Annotated in this window: 15 protein-coding genes and 1 riboswitch; of the genes, 7 read left to right on the top strand and 8 right to left on the bottom strand. The window is 35.7% G+C overall.

What is annotated here, in order from left to right:
• Nucleotides 1–81: 81 nt before the first annotated feature.
• Nucleotides 82–1,008, top strand: a complete 927-nt coding sequence (locus JJQ93_RS11620; RefSeq protein ID WP_150200800.1) for a hypothetical protein — start codon at nucleotides 82–84, stop codon at nucleotides 1,006–1,008.
• Here JJQ93_RS11620 and menA read toward each other — a convergent pair.
• Together menA and JJQ93_RS11610 are read right to left on the bottom strand one after the other, a co-directional pair.
• A complete protein-coding gene (gene menA, locus JJQ93_RS11615; protein WP_274893885.1) occupies nucleotides 997–1,941 on the bottom strand; it encodes a 1,4-dihydroxy-2-naphthoate polyprenyltransferase in 945 nt (314 codons plus the stop codon). The genes JJQ93_RS11620 and menA overlap by 12 nt on opposite strands.
• Before the next feature lie 80 nt (nucleotides 1,942–2,021).
• Nucleotides 2,022–2,420: a DUF1284 domain-containing protein gene (locus JJQ93_RS11610; RefSeq protein ID WP_085112779.1), complete on the bottom strand. Its 399-nt coding sequence runs from the start codon at nucleotides 2,418–2,420 to the stop codon at nucleotides 2,022–2,024.
• Between the two features lie 72 nt (nucleotides 2,421–2,492).
• Between JJQ93_RS11610 and JJQ93_RS11605 the strand changes: the two genes are divergently transcribed.
• On the top strand, nucleotides 2,493–2,654 hold the full coding sequence (locus JJQ93_RS11605) for a CDIF630_02480 family spore surface protein (protein ID WP_013787058.1): 162 nt from the start codon (nucleotides 2,493–2,495) through the stop codon (nucleotides 2,652–2,654).
• A 32-nt stretch (nucleotides 2,655–2,686) separates the two neighbouring features.
• On the opposite strand, the gene nifJ is transcribed toward JJQ93_RS11605, so the two are convergent.
• On the bottom strand, nucleotides 2,687–6,205 hold the full coding sequence (gene nifJ / locus JJQ93_RS11600; protein ID WP_274893883.1) for a pyruvate:ferredoxin (flavodoxin) oxidoreductase: 3,519 nt from the start codon (nucleotides 6,203–6,205) through the stop codon (nucleotides 2,687–2,689).
• A 205-nt stretch (nucleotides 6,206–6,410) separates the two neighbouring features.
• On the opposite strand from nifJ, the gene JJQ93_RS11595 reads away from it, so the two are divergent.
• The 4 genes from JJQ93_RS11595 to JJQ93_RS11580 are packed head-to-tail and all read left to right on the top strand — an operon-like array spanning nucleotide 6,411 to nucleotide 9,673.
• Nucleotides 6,411–7,028 (top strand): TetR/AcrR family transcriptional regulator, encoded by a 618-nt coding sequence (locus JJQ93_RS11595; RefSeq protein ID WP_274893882.1) that lies wholly within the window; start codon nucleotides 6,411–6,413, stop codon nucleotides 7,026–7,028.
• Nucleotides 7,029–7,031: 3 nt separating this feature from the next.
• Nucleotides 7,032–7,775 carry an HlyD family secretion protein gene (locus tag JJQ93_RS11590; RefSeq protein WP_274893881.1) on the top strand — a complete coding sequence of 248 codons (744 nt, stop codon included), beginning with the start codon at nucleotides 7,032–7,034 and terminating at the stop codon, nucleotides 7,773–7,775.
• A 13-nt stretch (nucleotides 7,776–7,788) separates the two neighbouring features.
• Nucleotides 7,789–8,532 (top strand): ABC transporter ATP-binding protein, encoded by a 744-nt coding sequence (locus JJQ93_RS11585; RefSeq protein ID WP_274893879.1) that lies wholly within the window; start codon nucleotides 7,789–7,791, stop codon nucleotides 8,530–8,532.
• Nucleotides 8,510–9,673: an ABC transporter permease gene (locus tag JJQ93_RS11580; protein WP_503010255.1), complete on the top strand. Its 1,164-nt coding sequence runs from the start codon at nucleotides 8,510–8,512 to the stop codon at nucleotides 9,671–9,673. The genes JJQ93_RS11585 and JJQ93_RS11580 overlap by 23 nt, the downstream gene beginning before the upstream one ends.
• A gap of 14 nt (nucleotides 9,674–9,687) precedes the next feature.
• Here the strand turns inward: JJQ93_RS11580 and JJQ93_RS11575 are convergent, their stop codons facing one another.
• Nucleotides 9,688–10,245 (bottom strand): hypothetical protein, encoded by a 558-nt coding sequence (locus JJQ93_RS11575; protein WP_274893878.1) that lies wholly within the window; start codon nucleotides 10,243–10,245, stop codon nucleotides 9,688–9,690.
• A gap of 300 nt (nucleotides 10,246–10,545) precedes the next feature.
• Between JJQ93_RS11575 and JJQ93_RS11570 the strand changes: the two genes are divergently transcribed.
• Nucleotides 10,546–11,823, top strand: coding sequence for a solute carrier family 23 protein (locus tag JJQ93_RS11570; protein WP_045408838.1), 1,278 nt, complete (start codon nucleotides 10,546–10,548; stop codon nucleotides 11,821–11,823).
• Nucleotides 11,824–11,874: 51 nt separating this feature from the next.
• On the opposite strand, the gene JJQ93_RS11565 is transcribed toward JJQ93_RS11570, so the two are convergent.
• The 4 genes from JJQ93_RS11565 to JJQ93_RS11550 all read right to left on the bottom strand — a co-directional run bounded on the left by JJQ93_RS11565 (nucleotide 11,875) and on the right by JJQ93_RS11550 (nucleotide 15,744).
• Nucleotides 11,875–12,210: a phage holin gene (locus JJQ93_RS11565; RefSeq protein WP_045408839.1), complete on the bottom strand. Its 336-nt coding sequence runs from the start codon at nucleotides 12,208–12,210 to the stop codon at nucleotides 11,875–11,877.
• Nucleotides 12,211–12,215: 5 nt separating this feature from the next.
• Nucleotides 12,216–12,869, bottom strand: a complete 654-nt coding sequence (locus JJQ93_RS11560) for an N-acetylmuramoyl-L-alanine amidase family protein (protein ID WP_274893877.1) — start codon at nucleotides 12,867–12,869, stop codon at nucleotides 12,216–12,218.
• Between the two features lie 125 nt (nucleotides 12,870–12,994).
• The gene (locus JJQ93_RS11555) at nucleotides 12,995–14,647 is read right to left on the bottom strand and encodes a cobalamin B12-binding domain-containing protein (RefSeq protein WP_274893876.1); all 1,653 of its coding nucleotides are present in this window, start codon (nucleotides 14,645–14,647) and stop codon (nucleotides 12,995–12,997) included.
• Nucleotides 14,644–15,744, bottom strand: coding sequence for an NAD/NADP-dependent octopine/nopaline dehydrogenase family protein (locus JJQ93_RS11550; protein ID WP_274893875.1), 1,101 nt, complete (start codon nucleotides 15,742–15,744; stop codon nucleotides 14,644–14,646). The genes JJQ93_RS11555 and JJQ93_RS11550 overlap by 4 nt, the downstream gene beginning before the upstream one ends.
• Nucleotides 15,745–15,852: 108 nt before the next feature.
• Nucleotides 15,853–15,976, bottom strand: a riboswitch (cyclic di-AMP (ydaO/yuaA leader).
• Nucleotides 15,977–16,048: the final 72 nt, after the last annotated feature.

The following is a 16,048-nucleotide window of genomic DNA, read 5'->3' as shown; positions in this document are numbered from 1 at the left end:
AATACTAGCAGATAAGAAATAACGGATATTTCTTATCTGCCTTATTTTAATACCATAAATACATAGAAAGGAAATTAATTTATGATTAAAAAACATAGAACTGCATTAATAGGAATAGGATTTGCTGTTGTTATAGCATTGTTGTCCATATTCCCAAATACTAGGAATTTTTTAAACAATTTAAGAACATATGATTACCAGACTGATTACATATCACCTGACTATTTTAATAAAATAATGTTACAATTATCTGAAGATGGAAATAAATATATTGATCTCAAACACTTAGGGTATCTAAAGGTAAATAAAGATGATAAAGAAAAAAAATATGAATATGAACTAAACGATTTATACAAGCTCAAATCTGACGTAAATTATAATTTCAAACTGCCACAGGAAAATAACATTCTGAGCAATCTTAATAAGATAGAAAGTAGCATTTATGGAAATCAAATAATCGAATTTAAGTTAAATATAGATGCTATTAATAAACTTATAAAATCATATAAAAACAATAATGTATTCCCAGAAAACTTAAAAGGTAAAAACTTCAGAATAGATTTTTATAAAATAGTATATATTCACATGGATAATAGTAATGAATATAATTTTCCGGGTTCAATAAATTTTAGCTTTGAAATTAGAAAAATTCCAAAAATAGACGTTCCAGCTGGAGTTGATAAAAACAAAGTTAAATACGCTGTATCAAGTTTGCCTTTTTTACCGTATTATTTAAAAAGCCAAATCGCGGGTACAATAGATCTAAAAAATTTATTAGACATACCAGAATCAGCAAAAAGAGAAAAACTGGATTACACCACAATTAATAAAAATAAAGGTATTATAGTGTCGTACTATTTAAAAGATGCAAATACTTTAAATAAAGACAAAGAAAAAAGCGTGAAATATCTCCAAATAGTCTGGATAGAAGATGATATTATATACCAAATGGAAGCAGCAGGCATTTCAGAAGAGCAATTATTAAAAATAGCAGAATCAATGAAGTAATCCCAGCCCTATAGCGATTATCTCTACAACATTAATAATCAAAAAATTTTTGACAGACAGTGGAAATGTATCTTTCTTTGTCTGGGCTTTGTAAAATTTTCTTATATTTTTATTTACAGGCGCAAATGTCAACAATACAATAAGCCCCAATAAAGGCAGCACCTTTAAAATCACAAGAGCCACTATGTCGATGTATGAAATATAGTATAAAGCCTTAAATAATTTTAGGGCTTTTTCTTTTCCTATGTATATAGGCAGTGTATAGCGCCTGTTTTCTAAATCGTCCTCAATATCGCATATGTTGTTTGCCAACATGATATTGGCAATCCCCATCACCGCCGGTAACGACATGAAGAAAATTTTTAGTACAACAAGCACATTAAACCATACATTCAAAATGCCATCGCTATATGTAACATAAGCTATATTTTTGTCGTACACATGGATAAAAACAGATAAAAATACAATCACAAATCCCATAAAAAAGCCTGAAAAAATCTCCCCTAATGGCATCCTGGATATAGGTATAGGTCCAAATGAATACAAAATACCAACTGCAAATGACATCATGCCGATTAGAAGCACTACTAAGTTTGTACGCAAATACAGTGCAAATCCTGACACAGATGCTATAAGAAGAAGTACAACTATAGTTATTACAACAGTTGTCTCGGATAGATTGTCCCTTACAATTGCATTGTGCTTCTCATAATTATACCCGTAAGTTTTATTTGCCTTTTTATAATCCATATAATTATTAATTGCGGTAGTAACCATATCAAACGATATTAGGGAAATAAACATAATTAAAAAATTAACAACTTTGAATTCATGAAAAGCATACAGTGCATATACAGTTCCCAACATAAACGGTGTCACGCTGGCAGCCTTCGTCTGTATCTCAACTAATTTTAAAAAACTCCTTACTGTCATATTATTTCCACTTCCTCCTTTTTTCCTTTTGATTTTATTTTAACATCAAATCACAATTAAAAAAATACCAACATTTCTAATCATCTCAAATTTTTCAATCCATCCACACAATATCCATATCCTTTCCAAGTACAATTACGGCATATATCATTCATAATATCTTCAGTCATAAATAACTTTATATTGGTCGCAATCTCGCTATATTTCATTGATTCTCCGGGTCTTATTTGAATGCTTTCGAGCACAGCATCATCCATCTCTTTAATGCTGTCTTTATGATGTTCATTTTTGCACACGCCAGAGAAATTATTGGGGCATTTCTCGCAAATGTTATCCACACTATCCACAAGCTTTATCAACACATCATCGTCATTTTTAAGCTTTTCAACGACTTTATCCATGTTTTTGATAAATTCCTCATCATATCCCAAGCCTTTAAAGCCTAACATACACAAAAGATGATGACCTCTTATAATCATGTAAAAACCCCCTAAAATTTGCATAATAAAATAATACACAATGATTATACTACATTTTAAGGAGTTGATATTATGATAAGAAAAAGCAAAAAATATTATAAAGAACCTATTGAAAAGCATGAAACAGCCTCATGGGCGAATATTAAAGAAAATGCCAGCAAGGCAAAAGTACCTATCCCAAATGAAATAGAAGTCATAAACGCAAAAGAATGGGTAGATGAAAACGAAAAGTAAAAGTATGGCCTCAGCAACCGAGGCCATACTTTTTAAAGTTGTGAAAGAGACTTGTAGATTTCAAATCTTTCTTTTGCGTCTTTTGAAGACTCATCATACAGCTTTTTCGCCAAATCTGGGAAAAGTGTTTCTAATGATGAATACCTTATTTCGCCTTTTAAGAAGTCTATGTAAGACGCTGTCGGTTCTTTCGAATCCAATATAAATGGATTTTTCCCTTCGGCTTTAAGCTCTGGGTTGTACCTATAAAGATGCCAATACCCCGCATCGACAGCTTTTTTCTCTTCTCTAATGCTTGTACCCATTCCTGATTTTATCCCATGATTTATACATGGAGAGTAGGCGATTATAAGTGAAGGGCCTTTATATTTCTCCGCTTCAGCAATTGCCCTCACCGTATGATTCATATTTGCCCCTAAGGCAATCTGAGCCACATAGACGTATCCATAGCTCATAGCCATCAAACCTAAATCCTTCTTCTTTATTTTTTTGCCGGATGCTGCGAATTTTGCAATAGCCGCTGTAGGTGTAGATTTTGACGACTGACCTCCTGTATTTGAGTAAACTTCAGTATCCAGCACAAGCACATTTACATCTTCTCCAGATGCCAACACATGATCCAGCCCTCCAAAACCTATATCATACGCCCACCCATCACCACCTATTATCCAATGGGACTTCTTGACAAGGTAATCTTTCAGTCTGTATATCTCCTGTACTATTTTATTAGATTTTAAATTTTCACGGCTAATTATATTTATGATTTTACTTGATGCAAGTTGAGATGCTTCACCATCATCCTTATTGTTTAGCCATTCTACAAAAGCATTTTTCAATTCATCAGGTATCTGAGTTTTAAGCGCTTCAGAGATTAATTCCCCAAGCCTTTGCCTTATCTTCTTGTTTGCCAGGTATATGCCATATCCGTACTCTGCATTGTCCTCAAAAAGAGAATTTGCCCACGCAGGTCCTTTGCCTAAATCATTAGTTGTATATGGTATTGATGGTGCGCTTCCGCCGTATATTGAAGAACACCCTGTAGCATTTGCTATTATCATCCTATCGCCAAACAACTGCGTCAATAGCTTTATATAAGGAGTCTCTCCACAGCCAGGGCACGCTCCATTAAATTCAAAGAGAGGCTTACAAAACTGGCTGCCTTTCAATGTAGTCTTTTCCATCACATTATCTTTTGGCTTAATCTTTACAGCAAACTCCCAATTGTCAACCTGATTTTCTATTTCTCCCTCTGCTGGCATCATCACAAGTGCCTTTCCAGGTGCTGGGCACACATCCGCACAGTTGCCACATCCTGTACAGTCTAAGGGACTTACCTGAATGCGATACTGAAACGCTTCAAGCCCTCTACCTACCGCTTTTTTGGTCTCAAAAGTAGGCGGTGCATTTCTCACTTCTTCATCGTTTAACAAAAACGGTCTTATAACAGCGTGAGGACATACCAATGAACATTGGTTGCACTGTATGCATTTTTCTATCTGCCACTGCGGAATCATTACGGCTATGCCACGCTTCTCGTATGCTGTTGTTCCCAATGGAAATGTACCATCTTCCATGCCTGAAAAAGCACTTACAGGCAAATCATCGCCTTCATTTTTGGCCATAGGTTTTTGTATTTTGGTCAAAAATTCCGGTTCATCCTTGACAAAATCTTCATTTTCGACGGCATTTTCCCATGAAGCGGGAACATTAACTTTTCGCAAAGACTCCAATGTCCTGTCAACAGCTTTAATATTCATGTCGACTATGTTTTGCCCTTTGCTGCCGTAAGTCTTTTGTATAGATTCTTTTAAGTACCTAATGGCATCTTCAAATGGTATTATATTGATAAGCCTAAAAAACACCGTCTGCATTATCATGTTTATCCTACCGCCTAAGCCTACTTCTCTTGCAATAGATATGGCGTCAATTGTATAAAAATTTATCTTGTTTTTGGCAATGTATCTTTTCATAGATGCTGGAAGTTTTTCGTCAAGTTCTGATTCACTCCAAGGGCAGTTTAAGACAAAGGTTCCACCGTTTTTTAGTCCTTTTAAAATGTCGTAGTTGTAAATAAAAGACTTGTTATGGCATGCTATATAATCGGCATGATACACAAGATAACTGGATTTTATAGGCTTCTGGCCAAATCTCAAATGAGATATGGTAGTTCCTCCTGATTTTTTGCTATCATACTGAAAATAACCTTGCACATAAAGATTTGTATTGTCACCGATTATCTTTATGGCAGATTTATTTGCACCAACCGTCCCATCTGAGCCCAAGCCATAAAATTTGCAGCTTACAGTTCCTTGCGGCACAGTTTCTATTAATCTGCCTGCATCTAAAGACGTCATCGTCACATCATCTTTTATTCCTATCGTAAATCTATCTATCGGATTGTACTTTTTAAGGTTTTCATACACTGCTATGATTTGCGAAGGAGTCGTATCTTTTGAACCTAAACCGTATCTGCCTCCTACGATTATAGGCTTATCTTGTTTGCCAAAAAATGCTTTCACCACATCAAGGTATAGAGGCTCGCCGATAGACCCAGGCTCTTTTGTCCTGTCTAATACAGCTATCCTCTTGACTGTGCTTGGGACAGCATTTAAAAAGTGTTTTTCTGAAAACGGCCTGTAAAGCCTAACTTTTACAAGTCCAACTTTCTCGCCTAACCCCAAAAGATAATCAATCGTTTCCTCAATTGTCTCACATACAGAGCCCATCGCTACTATTACGTATTCAGCATCTTTTGCCCCGTAGTAGTCAAACAAATGATACTCCCTACCTGTCAATTCTTTTATTTTCTCCATATAGAATGCAACTACATCTGGTACCTTTTCATAAAATTTATTTGCTGCTTCTCTTCCTTGAAAGTATATGTCAGGGTTCTGGGCAGTTCCTCTTACCACCGGGTGTTCAGAATTTAGCGCTCTATTCCTGAATTCATTTATTGCATCATAATCTACAAGCTTTTTTAAATCCTCGTAATCAATAACTTCAATCTTTTTTATCTCGTGGGATGTCCTAAAACCGTCAAAGAAGTGCAAAAATGGGACTCTTGACTTGATAGCACTAAGATGTGCAATACATCCTAAGTCCATCACTTCTTGAACGCTATTCGACGCAAGAAGTGCAAATCCTGTTTGCCTGCATGCCATCACATCCTGATGATCCCCAAAAATTGATAAGGCATGTGCAGCGATTGCACGGGCACTTACGTGAAAAACACCAGGCAAAAGCTCACCTGCAATTTTGTACATGTTTGGTATCATAAGGAGAAGACCCTGTGATGCTGTGTATGTAGTAGTCAGTGCACCTCCTTGCAATGATCCATGCACTGCTCCTGCAGCACCTGCTTCTGATTGCATCTCTACCACTTTGACAGTATCCCCAAAGATATTTTTTTTGCCATGTGCAGACCATTCATCTACACTCTCTGCCATTGGCGATGACGGAGTAATAGGATATATGGCCGCAACCTCTGTAAATGCGTATGATGCATACGCTGCAGCAGTATTTCCATCCATCGACTTAATTTCTACAGACATAAATATTTAGCCCTCCTTTTTTAAACAAAACATTTTTGCTAAAATTAGTATTTCATAAAAAATGATTATCATACACATATCTGCCAATTTACCTTTATCTTAATGCACTTTGATGGCACAATCTAAATTTTTATCATATTGACAATTTTTTCATCGTAGAATATAATAGATAAAAATGAGTGAGCACTCACTTGGAGGTGTATAAATGAAAAAAGATGACATTTCAACAGAAGAAAAGATCATAAACGCGTCAATTGAACTTTTTAGCGAAAAAGGCTTCGACAGCACAAAGACAAGCGAAATCGCCAAAAATGCAGGCATCGCAGAAGGAACTATATTTAGGTACTTTAAGACAAAAAAAGATATACTTATGTCCATCGTCACAAAAGCGATCCAATTTTTTTCTGAAAAGTTTATCGTATTGCCTCTAAATAAAGTCCTTCACTCTGAAAAGCCAGAAGAAGAAATTCTCGCAGATCTATTGAAAGATAGGTATGAAATGATCACAAAAAATTTTTCAATAATCAAAGTGATAGGCACAGAAGCATTGACAAAAGAAAAAATACGCGAAAAACTGGTGGAACACGTCGCAATAAAGACATTGGAAATAGGAGAAGAATTTTATCAGAGTGGTATTGAAAAAGGCATATTTAGAGATTTGCCTCCACGCACTGTTGTACGCTCGCTGTTTGGCTCCGTAATGATGCTTATAGCAGAACAACAATTTTTCCCTGATGACAAAAAGTCAAAAGACGTTGAAAAAGAAATCAGCACAATCGTAGAGATCTTTATGAATGGCATAAAATCGAGAAAGGAGCAGTAGTCTATGAAGCGTTTAATGGCGATTATAGTATTATTAGCCATATCAGTATTCATCGTCTCAGGATGTTCAAATACAAGTTCAAATGAAAACAAATACTCTGGAACAATTGAAGCAACAACAGTAGACGTTCAATCAGAAATTTCTGGGCGCATATTAGATTTATACGTTAGCACCGGTGAACAAGTTAAAAAGGGAGACAAGATAGCTTTGCTTGATGTCAGCCAATATGAAGAACAAGCTAAAGAAGCAAAAGCAGCTCTTGATATGGCAAAATTAAATTATGAACAAATCAAAAATGGACCCAAAGAACAGGCAGATATTGCAAATCTCAAGGTAGAGCAAGCTCAAGCAGCCTATGATCTATCTAATCTAATGGTTAAAAAAGGCGTGATAACATCTCCTATTAGCGGTACTATTACAGACACATATTTTAATGCAGGTGAAATCATAACTCCAGGCGGTAATATAGCTGAAATATCTGATCTAAGCAATCTTTGGATTAAAATATACGTCCCAGAAAAATACTTGTACAAAGTATCCCTTAATAAAGATGTTGCCATAAGCGTAAACTCCATTAATAAGAAAATAAGCGGTAAAGTCGTGTACATCTCTCCAAATGGTGAATTTACACCCAAAAATGCTACTACAGAGTCTTCAAAAGAGGACATCGTATATGAGGTAAAAATACAAATAAAAGACAATGTTAAAGAATTAAAGCCTGGAATGCTGGCAGATGTGACTATATGATGAAGGTGATAAAATGGACTACGTCATAGAATTAAAAGATTTGACAAAGCGCTTTGGCAACATCACTGCCGTAGATAAACTTTCAATTAAAGTTCCGTCAGGCAAAATCTTCGGCCTATTAGGCCCAAATGGATCTGGAAAGTCAACAACGATACGGATGATATGCGGAATAATAAAACCCACATCTGGTCATGGCACAGTCATGGGCTTTGACATTGTAAAAGAAAGTGAAAAGATAAAAAAGTCCATCGGATACATGTCACAGAAATTTAGCCTTTATGAGGATTTAACTGTTAAGGAAAATATGGACTTTTACTCCAGCATATATGGGCTTGACAAAAAAGAAAGAACCGAAAGAGAAAGAATCATAATCGACATGATGGAATTACATGACCGTGAAAACCAAATAGTCGGCACACTATCGGGAGGGTGGAAGCAAAGATTGTCTCTTGGATGTGCCCTTTTGCACAATCCTAAATTCATCATACTTGATGAACCAACATCAGGTGTAGACCCTGTCTCAAGGAGACTTTTCTGGAACACAATAAAAAAACTTACATCAGAAGGACTATCTGTATTAGTCACGACACATTACATGGAAGAAGCTCAAGAAAGCGATTTTGTCGCATTCATGTTTAACGGCCATCTTTTGACTTTTGGCACACCTTCAGAAATCATCAAAGAAAACAATTCAAACAACCTCGAAGATGTCTTTATAAAATACGTCAATGAGCATGGCGGTATGGACAAATTGTAATGAAAGGATAGTAGATATGAGTATTTCAAGGCTCTTTGCCATAATAAAAAAGGAATTTATACAGATAAAGAGAGATAAACCAAGTCTAGTCATATCAATAGTGATGCCTCTTGCTATGCTTTTTCTCTTTGGATACGCCGTATCTACAGAAGTAGATCATATACCAATGGCAGTATTTGATCAAAGCAAGACGCAGGAAAGTCGAGATTTCATAAATGCATATAGAAATTCACTGTACTTCAATCCTGAATATTATGTGGATAATATTGATGAACTCAACAATCTCATTGATACAGGAAAAGTAAAGGCGGGACTTATCATTCCGCCAGATTTCTCACAATATAAAAACAAGATGACAAACGTACTACTTAAAATTGACGGTTCCGATCCCACAACAGCACGGACTGCACTATCAAGCGGTATAATGGTGGCCCAGTACTTCTCAAACAAAAATACAGAGGAAGAATTGTCTAAGAAAGGTATGCACATACCTAATATAGGCATAGACTTAAGTACAAAAGTCGAATACAACCCTGATTTAAACACATTGACATTTACCATACCTGGACTTTTAGGATTAGTAATGCAGAACATAACGATAATATTGACGGCTTTTGCCTTAGTAAGGGAAAAAGAAAAAGGCACAATGGAACAACTTATTGTGACGCCTATAAAGTCAGTAGAGCTTATGATAGGAAAATTGACACCATATATTCTAATCGGATATACAGATTTTCTAATGGTTCTTGCCTTAAGCATTTATTGGTTCCGCGTTCCTGTAAATGGCAGCATATTTTTACTGCTTCTTTTAGGCTTTGACTTTATAATATGCGCTCTCGCTATAGGTATGCTTATATCAACAGCAGCAAAGACTCAAACGCAGGCAATGCAAGGCGCTTTCATGGTGCTTTTGCCCACAATAATTTTATCAGGGTTCATATTTCCAAGAGAACAAATGCCTTCTGTCATAAGAGCAATAAGTGATGTCATTCCACTCACATATTTTCTCGACATATTGAGGGGAATAATAATAAAAGGAATAAGCGCAAACATATTATTAAACCAAATCATAATTATGACATCTATGGGATTTGCGTTGCTCTTAATCGCCGTATTAAGATTCAGAAAGAGGCTTGACTAAGCCTCTTTCTGCAATTATTTGGCATTAATAAACTTAGACGAAATATTATTCATAACTTCGTATATTCTTGATGTACTTTCAAGTCTTGGATATTTCAAATTTACAAAGTTTGATTCCTTAATAAATTTAAGATACTCATTAAATAAAATATCATATTTATTCGACATATCTTGTATATAATTTTCATCTTGTATATTAACTTTATTATTATGTATATCACTAATAACTTTATCTGTTGCTTCTTTTATGTTATGAAGGAAACCATATTCAAAATATCCAACATTTTTACTATTTAATTTACCTTTTAAAATATATAAATTATTATATTGAACAAAATGTTCTAAATTTTTATAACTATCTTCTATCAATTGTTCATCATGAAAATCCTTAAATTTCACACTTTCTAAAATTGCTCTATTTTCATCCATTAGATTTGCATAATAGTAAAGATAAACCAATTCATGTTTATAGATGAAATATTTAGAAATTATTATTGATGATAAAATTATTATCAATATATTCATCAATATAAATAAATATAGTAACTTTTTATTTTTTAATTTAATTATCATAAATCCACATCCAATCAAAAATCTTTACATTTTTATTTTAAAACATTTTTCAAATCATTCCAATAAAAAATTCTTGTAATCCTTAGACGTTTAATACACTTTTGTTTTAACAGCATAATTGCAACTTTAAAATATCATATAGACAATCTTATTTTTGTATGTTATAATTTTTGTAGTTTAATAAGACCCTTTAAAATTAGTCCAGTGAGGCTAAAAAGGAGGAACGATATTGCTGCATATCTATATGTTTGTCCTCCTTGAGAGGGTTTTTTTATGCCAAAAATTAAAGGAGGAATCGTCATGAAAAACAAATTTTACGGTATACAAGATGTACCGCCTATCAATGAAGCTGTTCCGCTGTCCTTTCAACATGTCTTTGCAATGTTTGGCGCAACAATACTGGTACCTCTTTTGACAGGATTAGACCCTGCCGTAACGTTGTTTACATCAGGTCTTGGTACATTAATATTTCACTTAATGACAAAAGGAAAAGTTCCTGCATATTTAGGTTCATCATTCGCATTTATCGCTCCTATAATAGCAGCGACAAAAGCTTACGGCGTAAGAGGCGCTTTCACCGGCATGATAGCCGCGGGGCTTGTGTACGTGGCAGTTTTCATAATAATAAGCTTAACCGGCATCGATTGGATTGAAAGGATTCTTCCCTCTGTAGTAGTAGGTCCTGTTGTAATGATCATTGGCTTAAGCTTGGCACCTACAGCGATACAAGAAGCACAAAAGGACTTGCCTACGGCTTTAGTTACAGCCGCACTTGTAATAATATTCAGCATGTTTGGAAAAGGATTCATGAAAGTTATACCAATTTTACTAGGAACCATCGGCGGATACATCTTCGCCATATTCAGAGGTCTTGTAGATTTCTCTCCTGTCTTAAAAGCTTCGTGGATTGCTGTACCGAAATTTTCATTTCTTATCGGTCATTCACCAGTGCTTGCATGGGGTGCTGTGACACTTATTGCACCTTTAGCATTAGTTGCAATAATCGAAGATCTAGGTCATGTCCTTGTAATAGGAAATATAGTTGATAAGGATTTGATAAAAGATCCAGGTTTTCATAGAGTCATGCTGGGAAATGGCTTAGCAACGTCAATAGCTGCACTGTTTGGCGGTCCACCAAGCACGACGTATGGAGAAAATATCGGTGTTTTAGCCATGACAAAAGTATACAGCTCAAGAGTCATAGAAGGTGCCGCTGTCATAGCGATACTTCTAAGCTTTATCCAGAAGATAGGAGCACTTATACAAGTCATACCGCAAGCTGTAATGGGCGGTGTCACCATAATCCTATTTGGAATGATTGCAGCCGCAGGTATAAGAACATTAGTAGAAAATAAGGTTGACTTTTCTGACAGCAGAAATTTGATAATAGCATCAGTAATCTTAACTCTCGGTGTCGGCGGCATCAAAATAGGATCAGGAAATTTCGTGTTTGAAGGCGTCGGTCCTGCAACACTAGCAGGTATAATCTTAAATTTAGTTCTTCCTAAAATCAAACTTACAAAACCAGAAGGCGAAAAATCGAAAGTAAAAAACGACAGCGTCATTACACAAGCGTAAAAAAAAGACTGCTGCAAGACTACGCTAATATAGCTTGCAGCAGTCATTTTTTTAAACTTTTTTGCTTGTGGTGCTAAGCCCCTTTAGATTTAATACGTAGTTCATCTCAAACACAGCAGCTTCAATTAATTTGTCTATTTCTTCATCCGTCAGCTTGTTTCCCACTATCTTCTTTATAAGGTTTACCGCTTCTGCTTTTTTATCAGCACCATTTCCCGCACCAAATTCCTGCTCTACTCCTCTTACAATCATTTTCGCTATCTCGAAATACCTTTTTGTCTTTTCAGTGCCTATCTTTGAATACAAATAATTTATGACATAGCCTAATGTAGCAAGTATCACCAATTGCAGCCCTGCTGTCAATATAGTCATGATTAGGTCTTTCATTTTCTTTAACCCCCTATAATTTTTAATAATGCACCTGCAATATCTTTCCACTTTACATAACTTTCTGGATCGTAGTAATCAGAGATTATGCCCATTTGATGAAGTTTTTCTATATCATTGGAACCATTCGTCTGCTTTAAACCTACAGTATTTAATATTCCATTTGAAATAGATGCAGCATACAGATTTTGTTTATTCAAAAGAAGATCTAAATCATCCTTATTTGTTATAAACCCTAATTCAACTAATATTGATGGCATATTTGTATGATGTAATACATAGAAGTTAGCTGTTTTTACACCTCTATCTGCTGTTTTTAAATTTGTCACAATAGCTTGCTGCACGCTTTTTGCCAATTTTGCTCCGGAAGTGCTTCCAGGATATGAATAAGTTTCTGTCCCCTTCGCAGAAGAATCTTTAAAGCTGTTACAGTGAATTGAAACAAAGTAATCTGCATTGTTTTTATTGGCAATATCGCACCTTTCGCTAAGCCCCAACGTTATATCTTTATCCCTTGTCAAAATTACATCTACATTGTTTGCTTCTAAAACGTCCCTCAATTTAAGAGATACGCTTAAGTTTATATCTTTTTCAAAATAGCCATATCCTATAGCACCACTGTCAGAACCGCCATGGCCAGGATCTACAACTATTAACAATTATTCATCACCTCCTATTGTATTTGCCTCTCCTTATAATATGTTTTTCTCAAAAAAAATTTATATAGAAAACATAAAAAAAAACGGATGTATATTTTGTGTATACACCCGATAATAACTATTTTTTAAGCTACGATTATGAGTTTTTGGTAATTTTGAATTATGTTATATATTCTTTCTTCCTCTTTAATAATCCTATTGCTATCATAGTCATAGGCATAGCACGCACCATTTACGACCTTTGTAGTCAGCATGCCACTTGCGCTTTTATTTCCTTTAAGATGCGGTGCGTCTAAAATTCCCAATTTTATCGCCAATGATAGTGTATGTGGATCTGACAGCGGATCACTGCATAGTGTATTAAGATCCTTTATGGCATTGATTATTACCATCGCATCATTTATTAGTTCCTCTTTCCTCTTTAAAACATCTAAATCTTGAGTAAAATCAAACATGCCAGATAAGGTATTTTTTATTACAGCTTTTACAATCTTCACACTTTCTATTATATCATCTGGCGTAGCAGCATGATGTGCTTCACAAAAACCTACAACATGATATATGTGAGGCTTTATCGCCATGGAAAGATATGCGCTGGAAGCAAGCTGCCCTTTCGCCTCAAAAAGATCCTGCGGCATGCTTGCAAGCCCTGCCCTCGCCTGTCTAAATACCCTAAAGTTATCATCCTGAAGGCTTTCAACAAGTTCTATGGATGCCAGCATTTTAGCAAGATCCATTTTAGGAGATGTAGCCGGCGGAACGTTAAACATAAACTGTGCTATATATGTCTTTACACCCATTCTCTTAGCATTGTACGCTGCAAGATAACTTGCCGCCACATAAATGGCATCATGTGCATCTCTAAGCCCCCAGTGATGTGCTTCATTTACCTCAACAGGTATGTTTCTGTCGCCGTGCCACTTCATCAACATCTGGTTCTCTCTAATGGATTCTTCTATTTCTCTTGGCCCCCTGCCATCTAGTACATTGTACCAGCAAAGGGGTATAGCTGCCCAGGCATTGTTTATCGTGTCTTTTAACACTTTTGCCATTTTAAAGACATCATTCGTTCCACTGTAACATCTAAGCAGCGGATAATTTCCACGCCTTGACTCATCGTAAAGTCTTTTAAATTCTTCTTCAGTCCTTATAGGCACACCACCTGCTCCATCAAGCGATGCTTTATACTTTTTATCAAAAAAGTGCTCTTGCGTATTTTGGTCAGGGGCTATAGATATCACATCGAGAATTTTTTCTTCCGCAATCCTCCTTACACCTTCAAGTGTATCTGTATACGAAGGCAACCCAAAGTGATGCCTTATTATAGGATATGGATAGCTTTTCTCAATCCTTTCAACCACATCTTTACCATATTCTATTTCGCTATGTGAAGCTTTCTCTCCTCTTAGGTATGAAATTGTGTACTCATCACCAAAAGTTCCATCAAAAATTTCCTCAAATATTCCTGACTCTTTTGCAACTAAGCAATTGGGCTCTGTGCCTCCAAATATCCATCTAATATTGCTTAAACCATATTTTCGTATTTTATCTTTAAGCTCATTCAATATGATTTTCAGCGTTTCTGGAGTCAGTCTATAACTTACACCTACTATATCAGGTTTCTTTAAACGCACTGTATCTACCAACTTATCAATAGATGTAGCAGGACCTAAAAAATCCACTTTATACCCTTCCTGCTCTGCCATATTTAAAAATCTATATACTCCCGCAACATGGACGTCATTTTCTATAGAAGCTGCAATAATATATTTTTTCATGCGACAGTGATCTCCTCCTTTAACCCCTCTATCATTTCCTTTATTTCTTCTACGCTTTTTCCTTCCAATCCTAGTTTTCCTACTGTGCGCCCGATTTTCCAGTAGTTCACCTCATGCATACACGATGCTAAATGAATTATGGAATCTATAGTATGAGTAGGAATGCCTAATTGTTTGCCAATCGATGAAATAGGCACCAAACTCATTGGCACATCTTCAAAAATGTACCTACAATTAAGATTTTTTGGCGCAAGCAAGCCTCTATAAGCATCTGTCTTTTGAATCGCATCATACAGATTGTCTGCAATAACGCCGTATGCATCTTTAAGCCAATCAAGCGCTGTAACAGCATTGACACCTAAAGCGTGGGCAACTGCTATTCTCTCCCTGTCCATTCTCTCCAATATTTTAGCCACCGACGGCGATATACCTTCAAGATAATATTGAAAATCACCTTCTGTAGTCTCTATTCTTGCAGAGTTCAAAAGTGTAGGCGCTGGATGAAAGATAGAACCTATATTATTTAAACTAGTCTCTAAAACATTTTCAGCAGGTACTATCTGCGAATAAGCCAATCTCAATAAATCAACAACATAATCAGCCTTCCAAGCCGGTATAGATGCCAGTGAAACCACATCTTTTATCCTGAAAATTTTTGAAATGCCATTATTCGATCTGCAAGCATATATAAACGTATCAGTCTCTGCTACTACCACATTTATATCGTCTCTAATTTTAACAATGTTATAAAACTCTATAGCGCCAAAAGTTCTTCCCGGATTCAAAACTATTATCTGATCATTTCTCAAGTGTGGTAACATTTCATAAGCTATGTCACTGTGGCCAGACGCAGGAACTGTCACCATGATTATGTCTGCATCTTTTATAGCGTCTTCCATATCGTCAGTGACCATATTAAGCTTTGCAAATCCATCTACAACTCCTTCAAGATGAATGCCACCATTATTTAAGATAGAAGCTAATTTTTCACGAGATCTGTTGTACAAATTGACTGTAAAACCCATCAGCGAAAGATGTGCCGCCATCGCCTGCCCACCATTGCCGGCACCAATGACAGAAAAAATAGGTAATCTCATTTAAAAACCTCCTTCTATTTTAGGGTATTAAAAAAGCCATAGAGAAAATCTATAGCTGAAACCCGGTAACTAATAGAAGGTAGTTGTACCGAATATATTCATGCTACTTCCTCCTCTTTCAACGCTTACGAGGTTAGCTGACGGGTTAGGGTCGAAAGATAACCCCTCCATACAAATGGATTCACCCCAAAATTGGTTTCCCCGTTTCATACGAATTCAGCGTTATAGCATATTATTAAATTAATTAAATTATACCATAGCAAAATTCCATTTGCAAATATATTAAAAAAATGTAAATTTTGTA

The organism is Thermoanaerobacterium sp. R66, assembly GCF_028895185.1.
Lineage (GTDB): Bacteria > Bacillota > Thermoanaerobacteria > Thermoanaerobacterales > Thermoanaerobacteraceae > Thermoanaerobacterium.
Note: the sequence above shows the minus strand (reverse complement) of the source record. Positions and strands in the feature narration are given on the sequence as shown.

Coding starts and splice junctions, on each gene's coding strand:
- JJQ93_RS11620 (WP_150200800.1), top strand. CDS start 82: ATGATTAAAAAACATAGAACTGCATTAATAGGAATAGGATTTGCTGTT.
- menA (WP_274893885.1), bottom strand. CDS start 1,941: ATGACAGTAAGGAGTTTTTTAAAATTAGTTGAGATACAGACGAAGGCT.
- JJQ93_RS11610 (WP_085112779.1), bottom strand. CDS start 2,420: ATGATTATAAGAGGTCATCATCTTTTGTGTATGTTAGGCTTTAAAGGC.
- JJQ93_RS11605 (WP_013787058.1), top strand. CDS start 2,493: ATGATAAGAAAAAGCAAAAAATATTATAAAGAACCTATTGAAAAGCAT.
- nifJ (WP_274893883.1), bottom strand. CDS start 6,205: ATGTCTGTAGAAATTAAGTCGATGGATGGAAATACTGCTGCAGCGTAT.
- JJQ93_RS11595 (WP_274893882.1), top strand. CDS start 6,411: ATGAAAAAAGATGACATTTCAACAGAAGAAAAGATCATAAACGCGTCA.
- JJQ93_RS11590 (WP_274893881.1), top strand. CDS start 7,032: ATGAAGCGTTTAATGGCGATTATAGTATTATTAGCCATATCAGTATTC.
- JJQ93_RS11585 (WP_274893879.1), top strand. CDS start 7,789: ATGGACTACGTCATAGAATTAAAAGATTTGACAAAGCGCTTTGGCAAC.
- JJQ93_RS11580 (WP_503010255.1), top strand. CDS start 8,510: ATGGCGGTATGGACAAATTGTAATGAAAGGATAGTAGATATGAGTATT.
- JJQ93_RS11575 (WP_274893878.1), bottom strand. CDS start 10,245: ATGATAATTAAATTAAAAAATAAAAAGTTACTATATTTATTTATATTG.
- JJQ93_RS11570 (WP_045408838.1), top strand. CDS start 10,546: ATGAAAAACAAATTTTACGGTATACAAGATGTACCGCCTATCAATGAA.
- JJQ93_RS11565 (WP_045408839.1), bottom strand. CDS start 12,210: ATGAAAGACCTAATCATGACTATATTGACAGCAGGGCTGCAATTGGTG.
- JJQ93_RS11555 (WP_274893876.1), bottom strand. CDS start 14,647: ATGAAAAAATATATTATTGCAGCTTCTATAGAAAATGACGTCCATGTT.
- JJQ93_RS11550 (WP_274893875.1), bottom strand. CDS start 15,744: ATGAGATTACCTATTTTTTCTGTCATTGGTGCCGGCAATGGTGGGCAG.